13 protein-coding genes are annotated in these 19,325 nt (G+C 65.5%); 6 read left to right on the top strand and 7 right to left on the bottom strand.

What is annotated here, in order from left to right; all coding sequences use genetic code 11:
* The first annotated feature begins 70 nt into the window (after nt 1-70).
* Nucleotides 71-3,877 carry a YhdP family protein gene (locus tag BLR66_RS06110; RefSeq protein ID WP_255402320.1) on the top strand — a complete coding sequence of 1,269 codons (3,807 nt, stop codon included), beginning with the start codon at nt 71-73 and terminating at the stop codon, nt 3,875-3,877.
* 212 nt (nt 3,878-4,089) lie between these two features.
* Nucleotides 4,090-5,535 (top strand): metalloprotease TldD, encoded by a 1,446-nt coding sequence (gene tldD / locus BLR66_RS06105; protein ID WP_093281341.1) that lies wholly within the window; start codon nt 4,090-4,092, stop codon nt 5,533-5,535.
* 152 nt (nt 5,536-5,687) lie between these two features.
* Here the strand turns inward: tldD and yjgA are convergent, their stop codons facing one another.
* Nucleotides 5,688-6,242: a ribosome biogenesis factor YjgA gene (gene yjgA / locus BLR66_RS06100; RefSeq protein WP_093281336.1), complete on the bottom strand. Its 555-nt coding sequence runs from the start codon at nt 6,240-6,242 to the stop codon at nt 5,688-5,690.
* 35 nt (nt 6,243-6,277) lie between these two features.
* On the opposite strand from yjgA, the gene pmbA reads away from it, so the two are divergent.
* The 4 genes from pmbA (at nt 6,278) to BLR66_RS06080 (ending at nt 10,798) form a co-directional block, all read left to right on the top strand.
* A complete protein-coding gene (gene pmbA / locus BLR66_RS06095; RefSeq protein WP_093281333.1) occupies nt 6,278-7,639 on the top strand; it encodes a metalloprotease PmbA in 1,362 nt (453 codons plus the stop codon).
* Nucleotides 7,640-7,729: 90 nt separating this feature from the next.
* Nucleotides 7,730-8,107 carry a DUF4870 domain-containing protein gene (locus tag BLR66_RS06090; RefSeq protein WP_093281329.1) on the top strand — a complete coding sequence of 126 codons (378 nt, stop codon included), beginning with the start codon at nt 7,730-7,732 and terminating at the stop codon, nt 8,105-8,107.
* A gap of 143 nt (nt 8,108-8,250) precedes the next feature.
* Nucleotides 8,251-9,666 (top strand): DUF1800 domain-containing protein, encoded by a 1,416-nt coding sequence (locus tag BLR66_RS06085; RefSeq protein ID WP_093281325.1) that lies wholly within the window; start codon nt 8,251-8,253, stop codon nt 9,664-9,666.
* 1 nt (nt 9,667) lies between these two features.
* Nucleotides 9,668-10,798: a DUF1501 domain-containing protein gene (locus BLR66_RS06080; protein WP_093281321.1), complete on the top strand. Its 1,131-nt coding sequence runs from the start codon at nt 9,668-9,670 to the stop codon at nt 10,796-10,798.
* A gap of 78 nt (nt 10,799-10,876) precedes the next feature.
* Here the strand turns inward: BLR66_RS06080 and BLR66_RS06075 are convergent, their stop codons facing one another.
* From BLR66_RS06075 to dnaE, 6 genes are all read right to left on the bottom strand, one after another.
* Nucleotides 10,877-11,755, bottom strand: coding sequence for a polyprenyl synthetase family protein (locus BLR66_RS06075; protein WP_093281316.1), 879 nt, complete (start codon nt 11,753-11,755; stop codon nt 10,877-10,879).
* Nucleotides 11,745-12,005 (bottom strand): exodeoxyribonuclease VII small subunit, encoded by a 261-nt coding sequence (locus BLR66_RS06070; protein ID WP_093281312.1) that lies wholly within the window; start codon nt 12,003-12,005, stop codon nt 11,745-11,747. The genes BLR66_RS06075 and BLR66_RS06070 overlap by 11 nt, the downstream gene beginning before the upstream one ends.
* A gap of 45 nt (nt 12,006-12,050) precedes the next feature.
* Nucleotides 12,051-13,361 (bottom strand): tRNA lysidine(34) synthetase TilS, encoded by a 1,311-nt coding sequence (gene tilS / locus BLR66_RS06065; RefSeq protein WP_093281308.1) that lies wholly within the window; start codon nt 13,359-13,361, stop codon nt 12,051-12,053.
* A 170-nt stretch (nt 13,362-13,531) separates the two neighbouring features.
* The gene (locus BLR66_RS06060; RefSeq protein WP_093281304.1) at nt 13,532-14,278 is read right to left on the bottom strand and encodes a tetratricopeptide repeat protein; all 747 of its coding nucleotides are present in this window, start codon (nt 14,276-14,278) and stop codon (nt 13,532-13,534) included.
* 339 nt (nt 14,279-14,617) lie between these two features.
* Nucleotides 14,618-15,577 (bottom strand): acetyl-CoA carboxylase carboxyltransferase subunit alpha, encoded by a 960-nt coding sequence (locus BLR66_RS06055; RefSeq protein WP_093281301.1) that lies wholly within the window; start codon nt 15,575-15,577, stop codon nt 14,618-14,620.
* Between the two features lie 110 nt (nt 15,578-15,687).
* Nucleotides 15,688-19,323 carry a DNA polymerase III subunit alpha gene (dnaE, locus tag BLR66_RS06050; RefSeq protein WP_093281298.1) on the bottom strand — a complete coding sequence of 1,212 codons (3,636 nt, stop codon included), beginning with the start codon at nt 19,321-19,323 and terminating at the stop codon, nt 15,688-15,690.
* Between the last annotated feature and the right edge of the window lie 2 nt (nt 19,324-19,325).

The following is a 19,325-nucleotide window of genomic DNA, read 5'->3' as shown; positions in this document are numbered from 1 at the left end:
GCCCCATTTCCCATTTCCCATCCCTGGTTTCCGGCTTGTAATGCCTACTCCGCTGCGCCGTCGTTTACGCATGGCCCGTCGTGGCGTCTGGTACGTCGTGGCCGGCACGCTGGTGTGCATGGCGCTGGTGCTGGGCATCGCCAGCCAGGTGCTGCCGCTTGCGGAAAGCCATCCGCAGAAGATCGCCGACTGGTTGAGCGCGCGTGCGGGCCGGCCGGTGGCGTTCGACCATGTGACCACCGAGTGGACGCGCCGCGGTCCCTTGTTGCGGCTGGATGGCTTGCGGCTGGGCGAAGGCGATGAAGTGGTGCGCATCGGCGAAGCGGAAGTGCTGGTGTCGATGTACGCGGGTCTGCTGCCGGGACGTTCCTTCACCGAGCTGCGCTTGCGCGGATTGTCGCTGACCTTGCAGCGCGCCGACGACGGCACCTGGTCGGTGCTCGGATTGCCGGGGCAGAAAACCGCTGGCGATCCGTTGAAGAATCTCGAAGGCCTGGGCGAGCTGCAGGTCATCGACGGCAAGCTGTCGGTGCTGGCGCCGGCGCTGGGCTGGAATCTGCAGGTGCCGAAGATCGATCTGCGCTTGCGCGTGGATGGCGACCGCGTACGTGTCGGTACCCGTGCATGGATACGCAAGGAGGGCGCGCCGGTGCAGGTCGCGTTCGACTTCGACCGCAGCAGCGGCGATGGCCGTGCCTACCTGGATGCGCAGGCGATGGACATGGCGGGGTGGGCGTCCTTGTTGCGTTATGCCGGCGTGACCGCCGAATCCGGCGCGGGGCGTGTGCAGGGATGGGTCGAGTTGCGCAAGCGACGCGTGGTCCTGGCCACTTCGGAATTGAAGTTGCGGGACGTGGGTCTGCGTGGCGCCGCTCTGACGGGCAATGGCGGCGTGCCGCGCGTGCGCTTCGATCGGGTGGAAGGACGGGTGCGCTGGCGCCTGAGCAGCAACGGTTGGCGCTTCGATGCGCCGCAACTGTTGGTGGGCGATCGGCAGACGCCGCAAAAGCTGGATGGACTGGTGCTCGCTGGCGGACGCCAATACGCCTTGCTGGCCAACCAGATCGATGCCGCACCATTGTTCTCGGTGATGGGCTTGAGCGACCGTGTCGATCCCGGTCTGCGCCGATGGCTGTCGCAGGCCAAACCCGGTGCACGCCTGGCCCGGGTGACCCTGATCGGAAGCCGCGCAGCAGGCATGCGCGCGCAAGGGCGGCTGGAAGGCATCAGTTTCCTGGCGGTGGGCCATTCGCCGGGCCTCAACGGACTGGTGGGCGAGTTCGTCGGCGATGAACAGGGGTTCGTATTGAAGCTGGATCCCAGGACCGCGTTCCGCTTCGACTGGCCTACCGGTTTCGGCGTGGTGCATGAAGCGAAGCTGGAAGGTTCCCTGGCAGGTTGGCGCGAAGGCGCGGGTTGGCGGGTGGGCACTTCGGCGTTGCGGATCCGGGGCAAGGATTTCGGCGCGCAGGCGCGCGGCGGATTGTGGTTCCAGGGCGACGGCACGCGGCCGTGGATCGACATCGCCGCCGACATCGACGAAACGCCGGTGTTCGCCGCGAAAGGATTCTGGATACACGACAAGATGTCCAAGGCCGCGGTGGACTGGCTCAATCGCGCGCTGGTCGGCGGCAAGGTGCGCAATGGGCGCGCGATCGTCTCCGGCGATCTCGACGACTGGCCTTTCACCCGCAACAACGGACGCTTCGAGGCGGTAGCGCGGATCGAAGGCGGGCAGTTCAAATTCCAGCCCGACTGGCCGGCGATGGATCAGGTGAGCGCGGATATCGCATTCATCGGCAATGGCTTCTCCATCGAGGGGCAGGGTGCGTTGGCCGGCGTGCGCATAGACGAATTCAAGGCGGGCATTCCCGAATTCTCCAAGGCGGAGCTGTCGGTCAGCGCGCGCGGCGGTTCCGATGCGGCGCAGATGCTGGCGATGTTGCGGCAGTCGCCGTTGCAGAAAAAGTACGGCGAAACGCTGACCAACCTGACCGCCAGCGGTCCCGCGCGCGCCACCTACGAGATGTTGCTGCCCCTGCATGCGCAGAGCAAGGCGGCAAGAAAGACCCGAGGTACGGTCGAATTGTCCGGCGCGCGTCTGGCCGAAAAGCGCTGGAACCTGGCCTTCGAGAATGTGCGCGGCACTGCCGATTTCGACGACGACGGCTTCACTGCCGAGAAGCTCGCGGTCAGCCAGAAAACGCAATCGGGCACGGCCCAGCCCGGTCAGCTTTCCCTGCGCGCCGGCAGTGGCGTGCGCGACAAGCAGCATGCTTTCGAAGCCGATTTGGCGGCCAATCTATCGGCATCGGAGTTGCTGGATCGCGCGCCCGAAATCGCCTGGCTCAAACCCTATGTGGAGGGGCGTTCGCAATGGACGGTCGGGGTGACCATACCGCGGGGCGAGGCCTCCAGCACGCCCAGCAGGTTGAGCCTGCGTTCGGATCTGGTGGGCACCACGCTCAAGCTGCCCGCGCCGCTGGACAAGCCGGCTTTCCTGGCGCTGCCGACCACCGTGCAGACCTCGATGCCGACGGGTGCTGGCAATGTCGATGTTTCCTTCGGGAAGCTGCTGGCCTTGCGCGCGCGCGGCGGCGAAGGCCGGCCGAGCGGCGTGCGCGTGGTTCTGGGCAGCAGCGCGGTGACCGAGGCAGCGCCTGCTTCAGGCCTTATTGCCAGCGGCCGAACCGCCTCTCTGGATGCGATCGAATGGATCGCGCTGGCCAGGAGCGGTAGCGGCGACGGCAACGGCATGCCTCTGCGCCGCATAGACGTCACCGCTGATCGCCTGTTGCTGCTGGGCTCTGCGTTTCCCAGCACGCGTCTGCAAGTCGTACCCTCCGGCAATGGGCTGGCGGTAACGCTGGCTGGTCCGGCATTGGCAGGGTCGGTGCAGGTGCCCGACGCAAAGGGTGCGACGATCACAGGCAAGTTCTCGCGTCTGTATTGGCGTTCTGCGACGCCGGGCAAACCCGGTGCTGCCAATGCGGCCGCCGTCAGCGATCCCTTCGATCCCGCCTCCATTCCCCCGCAGAGTCTGGATATCGACGATCTGCGCTTCGGCGACGCCCGCCTGGGCAGCGCGCAATTGCGCACGCAGCAAACCGCCGCCGGCATGCGCGTGCAGCAGCTGGCGTTGCGGTCGCCCAAGCAGAAGATCGACATCCAGGGCGATTGGCTTGGGCGCGGCGCGGCCGCGCGCACGCAGCTGAGCGCCGACATCGACAGTCAGGACCTGGGCGGTTTGCTGGACGACCTGGGAATCAAGGGCCGGCTGGGCGGCGGTTCGGGCAAGGTGAAATTCGATGCGAGCTGGTCGGGCAGTCCTAACGCGTTTTCGTTGTCGACGATGCAGGGCAATCTGCACATCGCCGCGCGCAACGGCCAGCTGCTCGAAGTAGAGCCCGGCGCCGGTCGGGTGCTCGGCTTGCTAAGCCTGACCCAGTTGCCAAGGCGGATGATGCTGGATTTCCGCGACTTCTTCTCCAAGGGTTTCGCGTTCAACCGCATCGACGGCAACGTGCGTTTCGGCGCCGGCGTCGCGCGCAGCGAGGACATGGTGATGGATGGCCCCGCCGCGCAGATCAATATCCGCGGCAGCACCGATTTGCGCGCGCAACGCTTCGACCAGACCATCGAGGTGCTGCCCAAGTCCGGCAATCTGCTGACCGTAGTGGGTGCAGTGGCGGGCGGCCCGCTGGGTGCTGCGATCGGCGCGGCCGCCAATGCCGTATTGAAGAAACCGCTGGGTGAGATCGGCGCCAAGACCTACCGCGTGACCGGGCCGTGGAAAGACCCCAAGGTGGAAGTCATCGGACGCGAGCAGTCGCGGGCCGAGGCGGCCGGGACGGCTAATGCAGCCGGGACGCTTTGAGATATTTCCTTCTCCCACCGGGAGAAGAGCCTGCCCCGTACTTGATAGGGGGTGCCCGTAGGGCGGATGAGGGAATGAAAAATCAGCTTGTAACGAAACAAACCGGCGAGTTGTTCTCCTTCCCTCATCCGTCGCTTCGCGCCACCTTCTCCCGGAGGGAGAAGGAAAAGCCTAGCTTGCCTTTACTTCATTCGACCCCAAACTAAGCCTCTATGACCAATTCCTCGCTGGCTCTAGCCGAAACCCGCCTCCTCCTCCCCGCCGGACTCGACCAGCAAGGCCTGCATCGCGCCTTCGGCACTTTGCTTGGCCCCGGCATCGATTTCGGCGATCTGTATTTCCAGCATTCCCGGCGCGAGAGCTGGACGGTGGAGGACGGCATCGTTAAGGACGGCGCGCATTCCATCGACCAGGGCGTGGGCGTGCGCGCGATCTCCGGCGAGAAGACCGGCTTCGCCTATTCCGACGATATCAATCCGCAGGCGCTGTTGAGCGCGGCCGGTTCGGCGCGCGCCATCGCCCGCGATGGCAGTTCGCATGCGCCGCATGCGCTGGTGCGCGGTGGCGGCCGCTCGCTGTACTCCAGCGACGATCCCATCGACGCGCTGGACAACGACGCCAAGGTGGAAACCCTGCGCGTAGTCGACAAACTGCTGCGCGCGGCCGATCCGCGCGTGCAACAGGTCACCGTCAGCCTGGCGGGCGGCGTGGACACGGTGCTGGTGGCGCGCAGCGACGGCGTGCTGGCCGCCGATGTGCGTCCGCTGGTGCGCATGAACATCCAGGTGATCGTGGAGCAGAACGGCCGCCGCGAGTCCGGTTATGCCGGTTTCGGCGGGCGCTACTCGTATGCGGAATTGTTCGGCGACGGCAAACCGGAGCAGTTCGCGCGCGAAGCCTTGCGCCAGGCGCTGGTGAATCTGGAAGCCGTGGACGCGCCGGCCGGGATGATGCCGGTGGTGCTGGGTTCCGGCTGGCCGGGCGTGTTGCTGCACGAAGCCGTGGGCCATGGCTTGGAAGGCGACTTCAACCGCAAGGGCACCTCGACGTATGCCGGCCGCATGGGCCAGCGCGTCGCCTCGCCGGGCGTCACCATCGTCGATGACGGCACCCTGCCGGGCCGCCGCGGTTCGTTGAATATCGATGACGAAGGCACCCAGACCAATTGCACGACGTTGATCGAGGACGGCGTGCTGGTCGGCTACATGCAGGACACGCTCAATGCGCGCCTGATGGGCGTTGCGCCCACCGGCAACGGCCGCCGCGAATCCTTCGCCCATCTGCCGATGCCGCGCATGACCAACACCTACATGCTTGCGGGCCAGCACGACCCGCAGGAGATGATCCGTTCGGTGAAGAAGGGCTTGTATGCGGTGAATTTCGGTGGCGGCCAGGTCGATATCACCAGCGGCAAGTACGTGTTTTCGGCTACCGAGGCTTATCTGATCGAAGACGGAAAGATCACCGCGCCGGTGAAGGGCGCCACCTTGATCGGCAACGGTCCGGAAACCATGCAGAAAGTGAAGATGATAGGCCACGATCTGGCGCTGGATGCCGGCGTAGGCGTGTGCGGCAAGGATGGGCAGAGCGTGCCGGTGGGCGTGGGGCAGCCTTCGTTGCTGATCGAAGGCATTACCGTGGGCGGGACGCGGGCTTGAGAAGCCTTGGGTTCTTTAAGACGGCGTGGACGTCTCGGCCTTCACGGACGTCATCCCAGCGAAAGCTGGGATCCATCTTGATTTTGCCTTTCACTGCCGAAGCAAGAGCAACGTCAAAATGGATCCCGGCTTTCGCTGGGATGACGGCTTCTTCAAGCCTCGTCCTGGTCTTCGTCGGTGCCGGCTTCGCTCTCCGCCAACAACTCACGCAACTCGCGGAACAGTTCGCGGTACGCATGCGGCGGCTTGTTCTTTTTGCGTTCTTCGCCCGCGTTGCGGACCAGTTGGCGCAAGTGCTGGCGGTCTGCCGACGGAAACTCGGACAACAGCTCGGCCAGGGCCGCGTCGCCGTCTTCCAGCAGGCGCGAACGCCAGGTTTCCACCGTGTGCAGGATCGCCGTTTCGCGTCGCTTGGCGTCGCCGCCCACTTCCATCGCATCGCGGATCGCATCCAGGGTCTCGTCGCTTTCCCGCCGCATCTGCTTGGCAAGGAACTGCAACTGCCGCTTGTGCGCGATGTGCGAAGTGATGCGCTGGGTCTCGTAGATATGTTCCAGCAAGCCTTCGGGTATCGGCAACTTCGCCAAATGGGCCGGAGCCAGCGCAACCAGTTTTTCTCCCAGGCTGCGGATGTCCAGCGCCTCGCGCCGCTGCTCGCTGCGGCTGGGCCCCAGGTATTCCCCGGTTTCCGGGTCGATTCCACGCATTTCCGCTCTCCAGAACTTTGTTACAGGATAAGCCATTGAACGCAATCGCCGATTTGTCAGCCGACGACAGCCTGCAGCGCCTGGACGCACTGGAGAGCCTTTCCCGGCGTCTGCTGGACCGCGCCCGCGCCTCCGGCGCCAGCCAGGCCGAGGTCAGCTGCAGCGAGGACCGTGGCCTCAGCGTCAACGTGCGCATGGGCGCGGTGGAAACCGTGGAATCCACCCGCGACCGCAGCATCGGCGTCACCGTGTATTTCGGCCAGCGCAAGGGCAGCGCCAGCACCGCCGATCTGCGCGAGGAAAGCCTGGACGCCACCGTGGCGCAGGCCTGCGCCATCGCGCGCTACACCGAGCACGATGAAGCCGCCGGCCTGGCCGATGCGGCGCTGATGGCTACCGACTTCCCGGATCTGGACGCCTGGCATCCCTGGGCGCTGGAGGCTGACCGCGCCATCGACCTGGCCCTGGCCTGCGAATCGGCCGGACGCGAGTTCGATTCCCGCATCGCCAATTCGGACGGTACCTCCGTAGGTAGCGGCGAAAGCATTTCCGTCTACGCCAATTCGCACGGATTCTTCGGCCGCGACCGCAGTACCCAGCACTCCATCGGCTGCGCATTGATCGCCGGACAAGGCGAAGACATGCAGCGCGATGGGTGGTACAGCAGCGCGTTGTCGCATGAAGGCTTGGAACCGCCTGTGGCGATAGGCCGGCATGCGGCCGAGCGCACGCTGGCGCGACTGTCGCCGCGATCGGTAGCCACCGGGCAGTATCCGGTGCTGTTCGCGTCTGAAGTGGCGCGCTCGCTGATCGGACATCTGTTGGGTGCGGTTTCCGGCGGAGCCTTGTACCGGCGCGCCAGTTTCCTGCTGGACCATGCCGGCAAGCGGATATTTCCGGATTGGTTCGCCATCGACGAGTTGCCGCTATTGCGCGGCGGCCTGCGCTCGGCGGCCTTCGATGCCGAAGGCGTGGCGACCCGCGAAGCGCCGCTGGTGAGCCGGGGAGTACTGCAGCGCTATGTGCTGGGCAGCTATTCGGCCCGCAAGCTGGGTTTGCAGACCACGGCCAATGCGGGTGGCGTGCATAACCTCAAGGTCGCCGCCAATGCGGGCGGTTTCGAGGAAATGGTGGGTGGCCTGTCCAACGGACTGCTGGTCACCGAACTGATGGGGCAGGGTGTGAACCCGGTCACAGGCGACTACTCGCGTGGCGCGGCCGGATTCTGGGTGGAGAACGGCGCCATCGCCTATCCGGTGGATGGCATCACCGTCGCCGGCAACTTGAAGGACGTATTCGCCGGTATCGAAGCGGTGGGCCGCGATGTGGACCCGCGGTCCCACATCGGCTGCGGTTCGATCCTGGTGGGCAGGATGACCGTCGCCGGCGGGGATTAACGTTTTTCTGGACATGGGGTGTCGTGCGGCTGTAGTGTCGCCCCGGTTAGCCTGCAGCACCACTATCCACCATTCTAAAGGGAACAAGAAATGAGTGAATTCGATAACGTGACCGCAACACCGCCGGCGCCCTCGGGCAGCGCACCGCAGGAAGACAGGACCATCGGACTGCTGACGCACCTGTCCGGCATCATCGCCGGTTTCATCGTTCCGCTGATCATCTGGCTGATCAACAAGGACAAGCCGGAAAAATCCTGGCTGACCGACCAGTCCAAGGAAGCGCTCAATTTCCAGATCACGTTGCTGATCGTGTACGTGATCGGCATCATCCTTTCGGTGATCCTGATCGGCGCGCTGATCAACCTGATCGCCTGGATCGCCTGTATCGTCTTCAGCATCATCGGCGGCCTGGCCGCCAACAAGGGCGAAGCCTACCGCTATCCGTTCGCGCTGCGTCTGATCAAGTAAACCGGAAACACGAGTTCCGCACGAAGGCCCGGCTTGTCCGGGCCTTCGTCGTTTATGGGAGCAATGCCGGAAAGACTTTCTTCGTCAACGCAAAGAGCGGTGGGGCGTTAGTCCTGTTGTTCATCCCGCCGCGGAGCCAGCACATGTCTTCAACGGAAGCCGTCAGCGCCGTCAACCGTTTCGGCCTGGGCGCCAGACCAGGAGAGCTCGCAGGCATCGGCGACGCCCGCGCCTGGCTGGATGCGCAGCTGCGCAGCGACGCATCGCAAGCCATGTTCTCGAACCTGCCTTCCAGTCTGGATTACCTGCGTCGCGAAACCGAATACATGGAGCAGCGCCGCCAAAGCAAGCGGTCGGGCGAAGACGCCCAGGCCAAGCAGATGAAGATCGGCCAGCTGTACCGCCAGTCCCTGATGAAGGAGCTGGGGCGGCGCTACCAGGTCGCCGTCGCCAGCGAGAACGGTTTCGTCGAACGCCTGGTGCGGTTCTGGTCCAACCATTTCGCCATTTCCGTGGACAAGCGCCAGGCCGCGCTGTATGCCGCGCCGATGGAGCGCGAGGCGATCCGCCCGAACGTGCTGGGGAGCTTTTCCGATCTGCTGCTTGCGGTGGAAACGCATCCGGGGATGCTGCGCTACCTGGACAACGTGCGTTCGGTCGGTACCGATTCCAGGTATGCCGAGCGCATGCGCAAACGCGCAGCGAAGCAAGCAAACGGCAAACCGAAACGCGAGCCGGGTCTGAACGAAAACCTGGCGCGGGAAATTCTGGAATTGCATACCCTGGGCGTGGACGGCGGCTACACCCAGGGCGACGTCACCGAGCTTGCACGCGCAATCACCGGATGGGGCGTGCCCCTGCCGCAGGACTGGAAGCGCGGCACGCCGCGTTCTTCCTTCGTCTTCCGTGCTGCTGCGCACGAAGAAGGTACGCGCGAGCTGCTGGGGAAGCGCTACCTGGGAAGCGGAGAAGCGCAAGGCCGCGCGATTCTGTCCGACTTGTCTCTGCATCCGGCGACTGCGCACCATCTGGCGTACAAACTGGCGCGGCATTTCGTCAACGACGATCCTCCCACTGCCCTGGTGGAGCGTCTGGCTGACGCATGGCGGCGCAGCGAGGGCGATCTGCCCACGGTTTATCGCACCCTGATAGAAAGCCCGGAAGCGTGGTCGCCTGCAGCGCGCAAATTCAAGACCCCCGACGATTTCCTGGTATCGGCGCTGCGCGCCCTGGACATGCCGCCGACGGACAATCCACGCATGTCGATGGGATTGCTGACACGCATGGGGCAACCCCCGTTCACGCCGCGATCGCCGGCGGGTTTCGCCGACGACACCGCGCAATGGAGCGGACCGGACGCGTTGTGGAAGCGTGTGCAAGCGGCCAGCAGCATCGCCGACGCGGCGCCCGCCGAACGCGCCGATCCGCTGGAAATGGCGCGGGAAGTATTCGCCGGCAGCCTGGATGGCGAGACCATGACGGCATTGCGGCGCGCGGAATCGCCGCGCGATGGACTGGCGTTGCTGATCGCCAGCCCCGCTTTCCAATGGAGGACTTGACATGAGCCTGACCCGACGTGGGTTCATCGGCGCTGCGGGCGCACTGACCAGCCTGACCCTGTGGCCGAATCTGGGCATAGCCGCTGCGAACGACACCCGCATGCTGGTAGTGCTGTTGCGCGGCGGCGTGGACGGGCTGCACGTGGTGGTGCCGCGCAACGACCCTGCCTATGCCCGTCTGCGCGGCAGCCTGGTGCCTGCCGATGCGCGCGCAGTGGATGCGGACTTCTCGCTGCACCCATCGCTTTCCTTCGCCCACGAACTCTACGGCCGCAAGCAATTGCTGCCGGTGGTCGCGATCGCTCCTCCGTATCGCCAGCGCTCCCACTTCGAAGCCCAGGACTGTCTGGAAAACGGCACCGCGCGGCCGGGCGGCATCTCCACCGGTTGGCTCAATCGCTGCGTCTCGGCCATGGCCGGTAGCGAAGCCTTGTCGCTCACCACGGTGATGCCGTTGATCATGCGCGGGCCGGGCGATGCGACCACCTGGTCGCCGCCCTTGCCAGAGGAAGTCAATCCGGTGCTGCTGCAGCGGCTGCAGACCTTGTACGCGGCCGATCCGAAACTCGCCGGCTCTTTCGCGCGCGCGGTCGAAAGCCAGGACATGGAAATGAGCGGCGGCAAGGGTGGACGGCTGCCTCAGGCACTGGCTTCGGCGGCCGCTTTCATGGCCAAGACGGACGGACCGCGCATCGCCTTCGTCGAGGATTCTGGCTGGGACACGCACAGCAACCAGGCTGCGGTGCTGACGCGCAAGCTAAAGGAACTGGATGCGGGACTGCGTGCCTTCCATGACGGTATGACGCCTTTCTGGAGCAGGACCGTCGTGGTCGTGCTCAGCGAATTCGGCCGCACCGCGGCCGCGAACGGCACCGGCGGCACCGATCACGGCACCGGCGGCATTGCGTTGCTCGCCGGTGGTGCGGTGAAAGGCGGGCGCATCGCCGGCGATTGGCCGGGATTGGCGCAAGGCGCCTTGAACGAAGGCCGCGATCTGCGCGCGACCAGCGACACTCGCGCGCTGCTCAAAGGAGTGCTGGCGTCGCATCTGCGCGTACCGGAATCGGCGCTGGAGACGAAAGTGTTTCCCGATAGTCGCGACGTGCGTGCGATCGAAGGGCTGCTCTTGTAGGAGCGGGCCCTGCCCGCGACGAAGCATTACCGGTAACGCCCGGTCGCGGTCAGGGCCCGCTCCTACAAAGACGGTGCTTTAGTGCGTACGGTGGATGGCCAGTTTGCCCAGCGCCCACAGCGCAGTGGCGTGTTCGCGGAAAGGCGCCAGCGCATCGTGCATGGCTCTGTCCAGCTCGACCAGTTTCGCTTTCGCGCCGTCCATGCCCAGCAGGGCCGGATAGGTGGACTTGGCCTGCGCCGCATCCTTGCCCACGGTCTTGCCTAGCTGCTGGGAATTCGATTCCACATCCAGGATGTCGTCTCGCACCTGGAAGGCAAGACCCAGCGCGTCGGCGAAAGTATCCAGAAGCTTGAGCGTGCCCTCATCGATGCTGCCGCCCATCGCCCCCATGCGCACCGAGGCCCGGATCAGCGCGCCGGTCTTGAGGCGGTGCATGCGCTCCAGATCCGCGAGCGTCTGCACCTGGCCGGTGGCGTCGATATCCAGCGCCTGGCCGCCGCACATGCCGCCAGCGCCGGCGGCCAAGCTCAATGCACGCAACCAGGACACGCGCAATTCGGAGGCGACTGGCGCTTCTGCCAGTATTTCGAAAGCCAGCGACTGCAGCGCATCGCCGGCCAGGATCGCGGTGGCTTCGTCGAAGGCGACATGCACGGTAGGCCGGCCGCGCCGCAAGGCATCGTCGTCCATCGCCGGCAGGTCGTCGTGCACCAGCGAATAGGCGTGGATCAGTTCCACCGCCGCCGCGGGCGCGTCCAGCCAGCGCTCGTCGGTGCCGAATACCGCGCCCGTGGCGTAGACCAGCAGGGGGCGTATGCGCTTGCCGCCGCCGAGCACCGCGTGGCGCATGGCCGCATGCAGCCGCTGCGGAGGAATCGAGGCCGAGGGCAGGGCGTTGCCGAGTGCGGTTTCGACGCGTTGGGCCCAGCGCAGGAACGGGGCTTCAGTTTCCATCGGGCAGCGGCGCAAAAGGTTCGGCCGCGTCGGGCTGTTCCGGATCGCTGAGCAGGCGCACGCGCAGCTCGGCCTGTTCCAATGCGGCCTGGCAACGCCGGTACAGGCCCACGCCACGTTCGTAGGCGGCCAGCGACTCTTCCAGGCTCATCTCGCCCTGTTCCATTTTCTCGACCAGCAGCTCCAGTTCGTCCAGCGATTGCTCGAAATGGGCGACGGGGGAAGCATCGGGGGCAGGTTTGCGTGGCATGGGGCAAGTTTGGGGATGCAGGGGGAATAGGTCAATGCAGGCCGTTCATGGCTGGCGCGCCCAATGCAGGCGCGCGCCCGCCTCGCGCAGCCATGCGTCGAAACCGGCGGAATAAGCCAGGTCCGCGATCGCCACCAGCTCGCCCGTGCCGTTGGAGAGCAAGGGCAGGACCTCGCGCTCCCAAGGGGGTACGCCGAGTTCCTGCAGCACGTTCTTGAGCGTATGCGAATGCGCGCGGCCGGGCAGGGCGATGCGCTCACCACCCTGGCGCGCGAAAACACGCACGGGAGAGGGGAACGATTCCGCGCCCTGCAGCCGTAGCAGATCTCCGCCCGGCAGCGGCAGCGGCTCGCGCCCGTTCCATTCCGTGTTCCACTCGGTCGGCAACGGCTCGCGCCGCCATTGCGCATGCAGCAGATCGCGCCAGCGTTCGATCACTCCGTCGCGCCATTCGAAACGGGCGCGAGCATCGGCCCGCGCCGGCAGTAAATCGGTTTCGATCTGCACGACGCCTTCGCCGGGCAGTGGCGGAAGGCCGAGCTCTTCGATCCATCGACGCAACACGCGCGCGCGCCGCGTCGCCGGCAGTTCCAGCAGCGCCGTTACCGAGAGCGCACATGGATCGGCGGTGCGAGCCATCGCCAGCGCCAGGGCATCTTCGCGCTGTAAGAGCTCGACAGCATCGGCACTCAACACCGCGCTGCGCGTGAAAGCGGCATCGGCCTGCGGCCAGCGTTCGCGCAGCAATGGCAGGATGCGCTGGCGCAGGAAATTGCGGTCGTGGTGGAGGTCTTCATTGCTGGGGTCTTCCAGCCAGGCCAGGCCGTGCTGGTTCGCGTAAGCGAGCAGTTCGCTTCGTGGCGTGTCCAGCAGGGGGCGCCAGTGCTTTGCCGCAGCGAATTTCCGCCATGGCCGCATCGCCGCCAGTCCATCCGGCCCGGATCCGCGCAGCGCGCGCAACACGAAAGTTTCGGCCTGGTCGTCGCGATGATGGGCGGTGACCAGCGTTTCGCCTTCCCTCAGTACGCTTTCGAATGCCGCGTACCGCGCCTTGCGCGCCGCGGCCTCCAATCCTTCGCCGCTGTCGCGGTCCACGACGACTTTGAGCACGGTCAACGGCACGTTGATCGAACCGCAAAATTCGGCGCAATGGTTGGCCCAGTCCTCGGCCAGCGGTTGCAGGCCGTGGTGCACGTGCACGGCACGCAGGCCCTGTGCGCGGACCTGCGGGTCTTCCGACAACGCATGCAGCAGTACGGTGGAATCCAGGCCGCCGCTCAGCCCCACCAGCAAGCGCGAATGCCCGTCTCGATGCAGGGCGCGATACAGGACGGTGGCAGGGTCGGCAGCGGTCATGTACGCATCCTAGCCGCTGCGTCCACGACATGCGCAGGATCCGTCAGCTCGCAGCCGGCGGACGCGGAAATCTGTAGGAGCGACGCGAGTCGCGAAGCTCTGAACGCCGGAATCGTCATCGGCTTCGCGACTCGCGTCGCTCCTACAGAGCCATGGAGACGCGCGAACGATCAGTTCAGCGCCGCCAGCTCGCGTTTGGCCGCATCGATCCACTCGCGCTGCTCGCGCTGATAGTACTTGGGCGAAGCGGCGGAGCGGGTCAGTATCTCGTTGAAGATTTCCTTCGCCTTGCCGGTGTCGCCACTACGCGCCAGCAGCGATCCATAGCGTGCCCGGGCTTCTTCTCCCGGATATCCCTGCACGACATTTTCGTATTCGTGCAGTGCGGCAGGCATGTCGCCGCTGGCTTCCACGGTGCGCGCGTAAAGCAGATGCCCGTCCTTCGATCGGTAATTGGGATTGGCCGCGATCAAGGCATCCAGCGTCTGCCGCGCCTGTTGCGGCTGGCCCAGCCCGAACTGCGCCTTGGCCAACCCCAGCATCGTCTCCGGATCGGTTTCGTACAGGCCCTTGAGCGCCCCCTGGTACAGCTCGGCCGCCTGCTGGAAGTCGCCGCTCGCCAGGCTTTCCTCGGCTAGGCGACGCCGGTTGGCCTGCGTGTCGGAAAGTCCGAACTGGCGGCTGGCGTGGCGTTTCTCGCGTTCGGGGTCGATCTTCGCGGCGACCTTGCGCACCACGCGCCGGGCGCCCGGATCGTTGCGCATTCCAGGCAGGATCTCGGCGAAGAAATAGATCGCCACCGCGATGTACGAGAACACCAGCAGGATGAAGATCCAGTACATCGGCCGGCCGGTGCGGATCACGTGCACGCAGCAGGCGATTTGGAGGACGATGGAGAGGAGGAGGATGGGGCTCATGGGTCGGTCAGATGTGATGAGGTATGCGCCGATTGTATTTTACGGTGCGAGCACGCGCCGTACCCGAAATCCCTCCACGAATGGCAATCCAACCGTAGGAGCGACGTAAGTCGCGACTGAAGGGTTTTGCGCTGGCGACAGGATTTCTTCGTGACTTATGTCGCTCCTACGGCGGAGCGGTGAGGTCGCAAGGCAGCTGCCGATGTGGGAGCGGCGTCCCGCCGCGAGTTTTTGCTCCTTCTTGGAAAACGCAAAGCAGACAATTGCGCATCGGCATGAAGCTCGCGGCGGGACGCCGCTCCCACCGATGTGATTGTTACGCTTGTGATGAAGCTGGATTCAGGCCGCTTCGTACGCGCCGTAACCACGCAACCGCTGGTACCGCTGCTTCAGCAACTCATCCATCGGCAATTGCTCCAACGCATCCAGCTCGTTGAGCAGCACGGCCTTCAGGCGCGTGGCCATCTGCCGCGGATTGCGGTGCGCGCCGCCGATGGGTTCGCGCACCACCTTGTCCACCAGGCCCAGCGAGAGCAGGCGTTTGGCGGTGATGCCCAGTTGTTCGGCGGCGTCCTTGGCCTTGTCGGCGGACTTCCACAGGATCGACGCGCAGCCTTCCGGCGAGATCACCGAATAGGTGCCGTATTCCAGCATCAGCGTGCGGTCGCCGACGCCGATGGCCAATGCGCCGCCCGAGCCGCCTTCGCCGATTACCGTGCAGACGATGGGCACGCGCAGTTCGGCCATTTCCATGAGGTTGCGGGCGATGGCCTCGGACTGGCCGCGCTCTTCCGCGCCCACGCCGGGGTAGGCGCCAGGAGTGTCGATGAAAGTCAGCAGCGGCAGCTTGAAGCGCTCGGCCAGCTTCATCAGGCGCAATGCCTTGCGGTAACCCTCGGGCCGCGGCATGCCGAAGTTGCGCGCGATCTTGCTCTTGGTGTCGCGGCCTTTCTGGTGGCCGATGATGACCACGCTGCGGCCGTCGATGCGGCCCAGGCCGCCGACGATGGCGGCGTCGTCGGCGTAAGCGCGGTCGCCGGCCAGTTCCTGGAACTCGTCGCAGAACACACGGATGTAGTCCAGCGTGTACGGCCGCGCCGGATGCCGCGCCAGCTGCGAGACCTGCCAGGGGGTGAGGTCGCGGAAGATCTGCGCGGTGCGCACGCGCAGCTTGTCCTGCAGCGCGTGTACTTCGGCGTCGATATTGACCGCCGGGCCGGTGCTGGCGCTGCGCAAGTCCTGGATCTTGGATTCCAGGTCGGCGATGGGCTGTTCGAAATCCAGGTAATTCGGGTTCATTTACGGACTGCGGACCGGAAAGGAGGGGAGTTTAGCCGAAGCGGGACGAGGAACCCGTACGGGTGGGTAGGGCGACGGCTTTTCCTTCTCCCCCTGGGAGAAGGAAAAGCTCAATTCGCCCAAGGCCTTGAAATAGCGACCTTGACCGTCCTCACCCCCGGATGCGCCCTCAGTGCGTCCAGCAGCTCCGTGTCCACGCGTACCGACTTGGGGCCGTTCAAATCCAGCACGCCGGCCACGCCGCGCTCACCGGATTTCAGCAGCAGGTCCAGGCGCAGGGGGGTGGCCCCCGGGCGGTGTTTGGCCAGCAGGGCGTCGATGCGGTCCCAAAGCCCAGGCACGCGCATGTCCAGCCGCAGCGACAGGCGCTGGGCATGGCTGGAGCAGAGTTGCGCGTAGTCCCAGCACTGGCGCACGCGCAAGCTGAAGCCACCGCTGAACTCATCCTCGCGCAGGCCGCCCTGCACGATCAGGATGCGGTCGCGGGTCAGCAGCGGCGCCATCTGGGTGTAGGCCTCGGCGAACACGCTGCACTCGATGCGTCCGCGCCCATCCTCCAACTGCACGAACACCTGGCTGTCGCCCTTGCGGCGCAAGGCGACCACCTGCCCGGCGATGACCACGCCCACTTCGGGACGCCAGCCTTTTTTCTCGGCCTGCGGCGCGCCGCTCCACAGCTTGTCCAGCTCGCCCAGATCAGTGCCGACCAGCGAACGCAGATCGTCGCGGTAAGGATCCAGCGGATGGCCGCTCAGGTAGTGGCCCAGGGTCTCGCGTTCGCCCGTCAGTTTCTGCGACAGAGGCCATTCGTCCACTTCGGTCAGCAGCACTTCAAGCGCAGGCGCCGCATCGCCGCCGCCGAACAAGGAAACCTGGCCGGCCTCGCGTTCTCTGGCCAACTGGTCGGTGGCTTTCACCACTTCCGGAAGCTGCAGCATCAGCGAAGCGCGATTCTTGCCCAGCGCGTCCAGCGCGCCCGCATTGACCAAGGCTTCCAGCGCGCGGCGATTGAGTTTGGACGAGTCCACGCGCTTGCAGAAATCCAGCAAGTCGCGGAAAGCGCCGCCGCTGGCGCGTTCGGCGGAAATGGCCTCGCAAGCGCCGCGCCCCACGCCCTTGATCGCGCCCAGTCCGTAGCGCACGGTGCGCGCGTCGGTGGCCACGAACATGTATTCAGAGGCGTTTGCTTCCGGCGGCAGCACTTCGAGCTTCAGCGTGCGGCATTCGTCCAGGAAGCCCACCACCTTGTCGGTGTTGTCCATGTCCGAAGACAGCACCGCGGCCATGAACTCGGCCGGGTAGTGCGTCTTCAGCCAGGCGGTCTGGTAGGACACCAGCGCGTAGGCGGCGGCGTGCGACTTGTTGAAGCCGTAGCCGGCGAACTTCTCCATCAGGTCGAAGATGGAATCGGCCTTGCGCGCGTCGATGTCGTTGTTGCCGGCGCCTTCGCGGAAGATCTCGCGGTGCTTGGCCATTTCCGCCGGGTTCTTCTTGCCCATCGCGCGGCGCAGCAGGTCGGCGCCGCCCAGCGAATAGCCGCCGACGATCTGCGCCATCTGCATGACCTGCTCCTGGTACACCATGATGCCGTAGGTGTCGCGCAGTACGGGCTCCACGCGCGCATCCGGATACTCCACCGGTTCGCGCCCGTGCTTGCGTTCGATGAAGGACGGAATCAGGTCCATCGGGCCCGGACGGTACAGCGAGACCAGGGCGATCAGATCTTCGAAACGGTCTGGCTTGGCGCGCTTGAGCAACTCGCGCATGCCGCGCGATTCGAACTGGAACACCGCGCCGGTGTCGCCGGTGGAGAACACGCGTTCGTAGGTGGCCGCGTCGTCCAGCGGGATCGCGGAGATGTCGATGGGGCCGGGATTGGGGATTGGGGATTCGGGATTCGTAGAAGCAAGAGCGGATTCCCGCTTTTGCTTTTGCTCTTGCGAATCCCCAATCCCCAATCCCCAATCCCGGCGGTTGATCGCCTTCACCGCCCAATCGATGATGGTCAGCGTGCGCAGGCCCAGGAAGTCGAACTTCACCAAGCCCACCGCTTCCACGTCGTCCTTGTCGAACTGGGTCACCGGCGATTTGCCGCGTCCCTCGGCGTCGTGTTCGGCGAACAGCGGGCAGAAATCCGACAGCGGCGAAGGCGCGATCACCACGCCGCCGGCGTGCTTGCCGGCGTTGCGGGTCAGGTCTTCCAGTTGCCGCGCCAGATCCATCAGGTCGCGCACGTCGTCTTCGTCGCGGTAACGGTCGATCAGTTCCTGCGACACCATGCTGCTGTCGCCTTCGCCCATCGCATCCTTCAGGGTCACGCCCAGGATATTGGGAATGAGCTTGGCGATACCGTCCACCAGGCCGTACGGGAAACCCAGCACGCGGCCGGTGTCGCGCACCACCGCCTTGGCCGCCATGGTGCCGTAGGTGATGATCTGGCTGACCCGGTCGCGGCCGTATTTGCGCGCGACGTAGTCGATGACCTCATCGCGGCGGTCCATGCAGAAGTCGATGTCGAAGTCGGGCATCGACACGCGTTCGGGGTTGAGGAAGCGCTCGAACAGCAGGCCGTAGGGCAGCGGATCCAGGTCGGTGATGCCCAGCGCCCACGCCACCAGCGAGCCGGCACCGGAGCCGCGGCCGGGACCCACCGGAATGCCGTGCTGCTTGGCCCAGTTGATGAAGTCGGCCACGATCAGGAAGTAACCGGGAAACCCCATGCGCACGATGACGTCGACTTCCAGGTCCAGGCGCGCACGGTAGTCGTCGGCGCTGTGACCTTCGGCTAACGGGTTCCTGAGAAGGCGCTGCTCCAGGCCCTCGTGCGACTGGCTGCGGATCCAGCTGTCCAGGGTCTCGTTGCTGGGCACCGGATACGCCGGCAGGGCGTATTGGCCCAGGGTCAGTTCCAGATTGCAGCGCTGCGCCAGCGCGTAGGTGTTGTCGATCGCATCGGGCACGTCCGCGAACAGCGCGGCCATTTCGTCCGGCGATTTCAGGTACTGCTCGGGGCTGTATTCGCGCGGGCGCTTGGGGTCGTCCAGCACGCGGCCGGTGGAAATGCATACGCGCGCTTCGTGCGCGTCGTAGCCTTCGCGGTCCAGAAACCGCACATCGTTGCTGGCGATGACCGGAAGTCCGCGCGCGGCGGCGGCATGCAGGGCGAAGGCGTTGAACGCGTCTTCGCCTTCGCGCTGGGTGCGGGTGATTTCAAGATGCAGGTTTTCGCCGAAGCTGCGCTGCAGGTCGGCCAGGTGCTGTTCGGCGTGTTCGTGGCGCCCGCCTGCGGCCAGCCGCCCCGCGTAGCTGTGGCGGCCGGCGATGGCGAACAGACCTTCGCAATCCTCGCGCAGCCATTCCGGTGCGATGGCCACGCCGTCGGTGTGGTGGCCTTCCATCCAGGCACGCGTCAGCAGGCGCGACAGCGACAGGTAGCCGGTGTGGTCGCGGCACAGCAGGGTCAGCTGCCAGGGGCTTTCCTTGCCGTCGACGATGCTCAGGTCGGCGCCGGCGATGGGTTTGATGCCCACCGACTCGGCGGCTTTATAGAACTTGACCAGCGCGAACAGGTTGTTGCGGTCGGTCACCGCCAGCGCCGGCAGCCTCATTTCCACCGCGCGGCTCAGCAGATTGGGCCGTTTGGCCTTGTCCGGGCGCGCCTCGTCCGGCTTTTCGGGCACGCGGATGGTCGAATCCGCGAGCGAGAATTCGGTGTGCAGATGGAGGTGAATGAAGCGGGAGGACATAC

Origin of the sequence: Pseudoxanthomonas sp. CF125 (assembly GCF_900104085.1) — a bacterium.
GTDB lineage: Bacteria > Pseudomonadota > Gammaproteobacteria > Xanthomonadales > Xanthomonadaceae > Pseudoxanthomonas_A.
The sequence above is the reverse complement of the archived record's forward strand: the minus strand, read 5'-3'. Positions and strand labels throughout refer to the sequence as shown.

What these genes read in the sequence shown, in the direction of transcription:
- BLR66_RS06110 (WP_255402320.1), top strand. Translation starts at nt 71, where the DNA reads ATGGCCCGTCGTGGCGTCTGGTACGTCGTGGCCGGCACGCTGGTGTGC.
- BLR66_RS06070 (WP_093281312.1), bottom strand. Translation starts at nt 12,005, where the DNA reads ATGCCACGCAAACCTGCCCCCGATGCTTCCCCCGTCGCCCATTTCGAG.
- BLR66_RS06075 (WP_093281316.1), bottom strand. Translation starts at nt 11,755, where the DNA reads ATGGAAACTGAAGCCCCGTTCCTGCGCTGGGCCCAACGCGTCGAAACC.
- BLR66_RS06080 (WP_093281321.1), top strand. Translation starts at nt 9,668, where the DNA reads ATGAGCCTGACCCGACGTGGGTTCATCGGCGCTGCGGGCGCACTGACC.
- BLR66_RS06090 (WP_093281329.1), top strand. Translation starts at nt 7,730, where the DNA reads ATGAGTGAATTCGATAACGTGACCGCAACACCGCCGGCGCCCTCGGGC.
- tilS (WP_093281308.1), bottom strand. Translation starts at nt 13,361, where the DNA reads ATGACCGCTGCCGACCCTGCCACCGTCCTGTATCGCGCCCTGCATCGA.
- BLR66_RS06060 (WP_093281304.1), bottom strand. Translation starts at nt 14,278, where the DNA reads ATGAGCCCCATCCTCCTCCTCTCCATCGTCCTCCAAATCGCCTGCTGC.
- tldD (WP_093281341.1), top strand. Translation starts at nt 4,090, where the DNA reads ATGACCAATTCCTCGCTGGCTCTAGCCGAAACCCGCCTCCTCCTCCCC.
- BLR66_RS06085 (WP_093281325.1), top strand. Translation starts at nt 8,251, where the DNA reads ATGTCTTCAACGGAAGCCGTCAGCGCCGTCAACCGTTTCGGCCTGGGC.
- yjgA (WP_093281336.1), bottom strand. Translation starts at nt 6,242, where the DNA reads ATGCGTGGAATCGACCCGGAAACCGGGGAATACCTGGGGCCCAGCCGC.
- dnaE (WP_093281298.1), bottom strand. Translation starts at nt 19,323, where the DNA reads ATGTCCTCCCGCTTCATTCACCTCCATCTGCACACCGAATTCTCGCTC.
- BLR66_RS06055 (WP_093281301.1), bottom strand. Translation starts at nt 15,577, where the DNA reads ATGAACCCGAATTACCTGGATTTCGAACAGCCCATCGCCGACCTGGAA.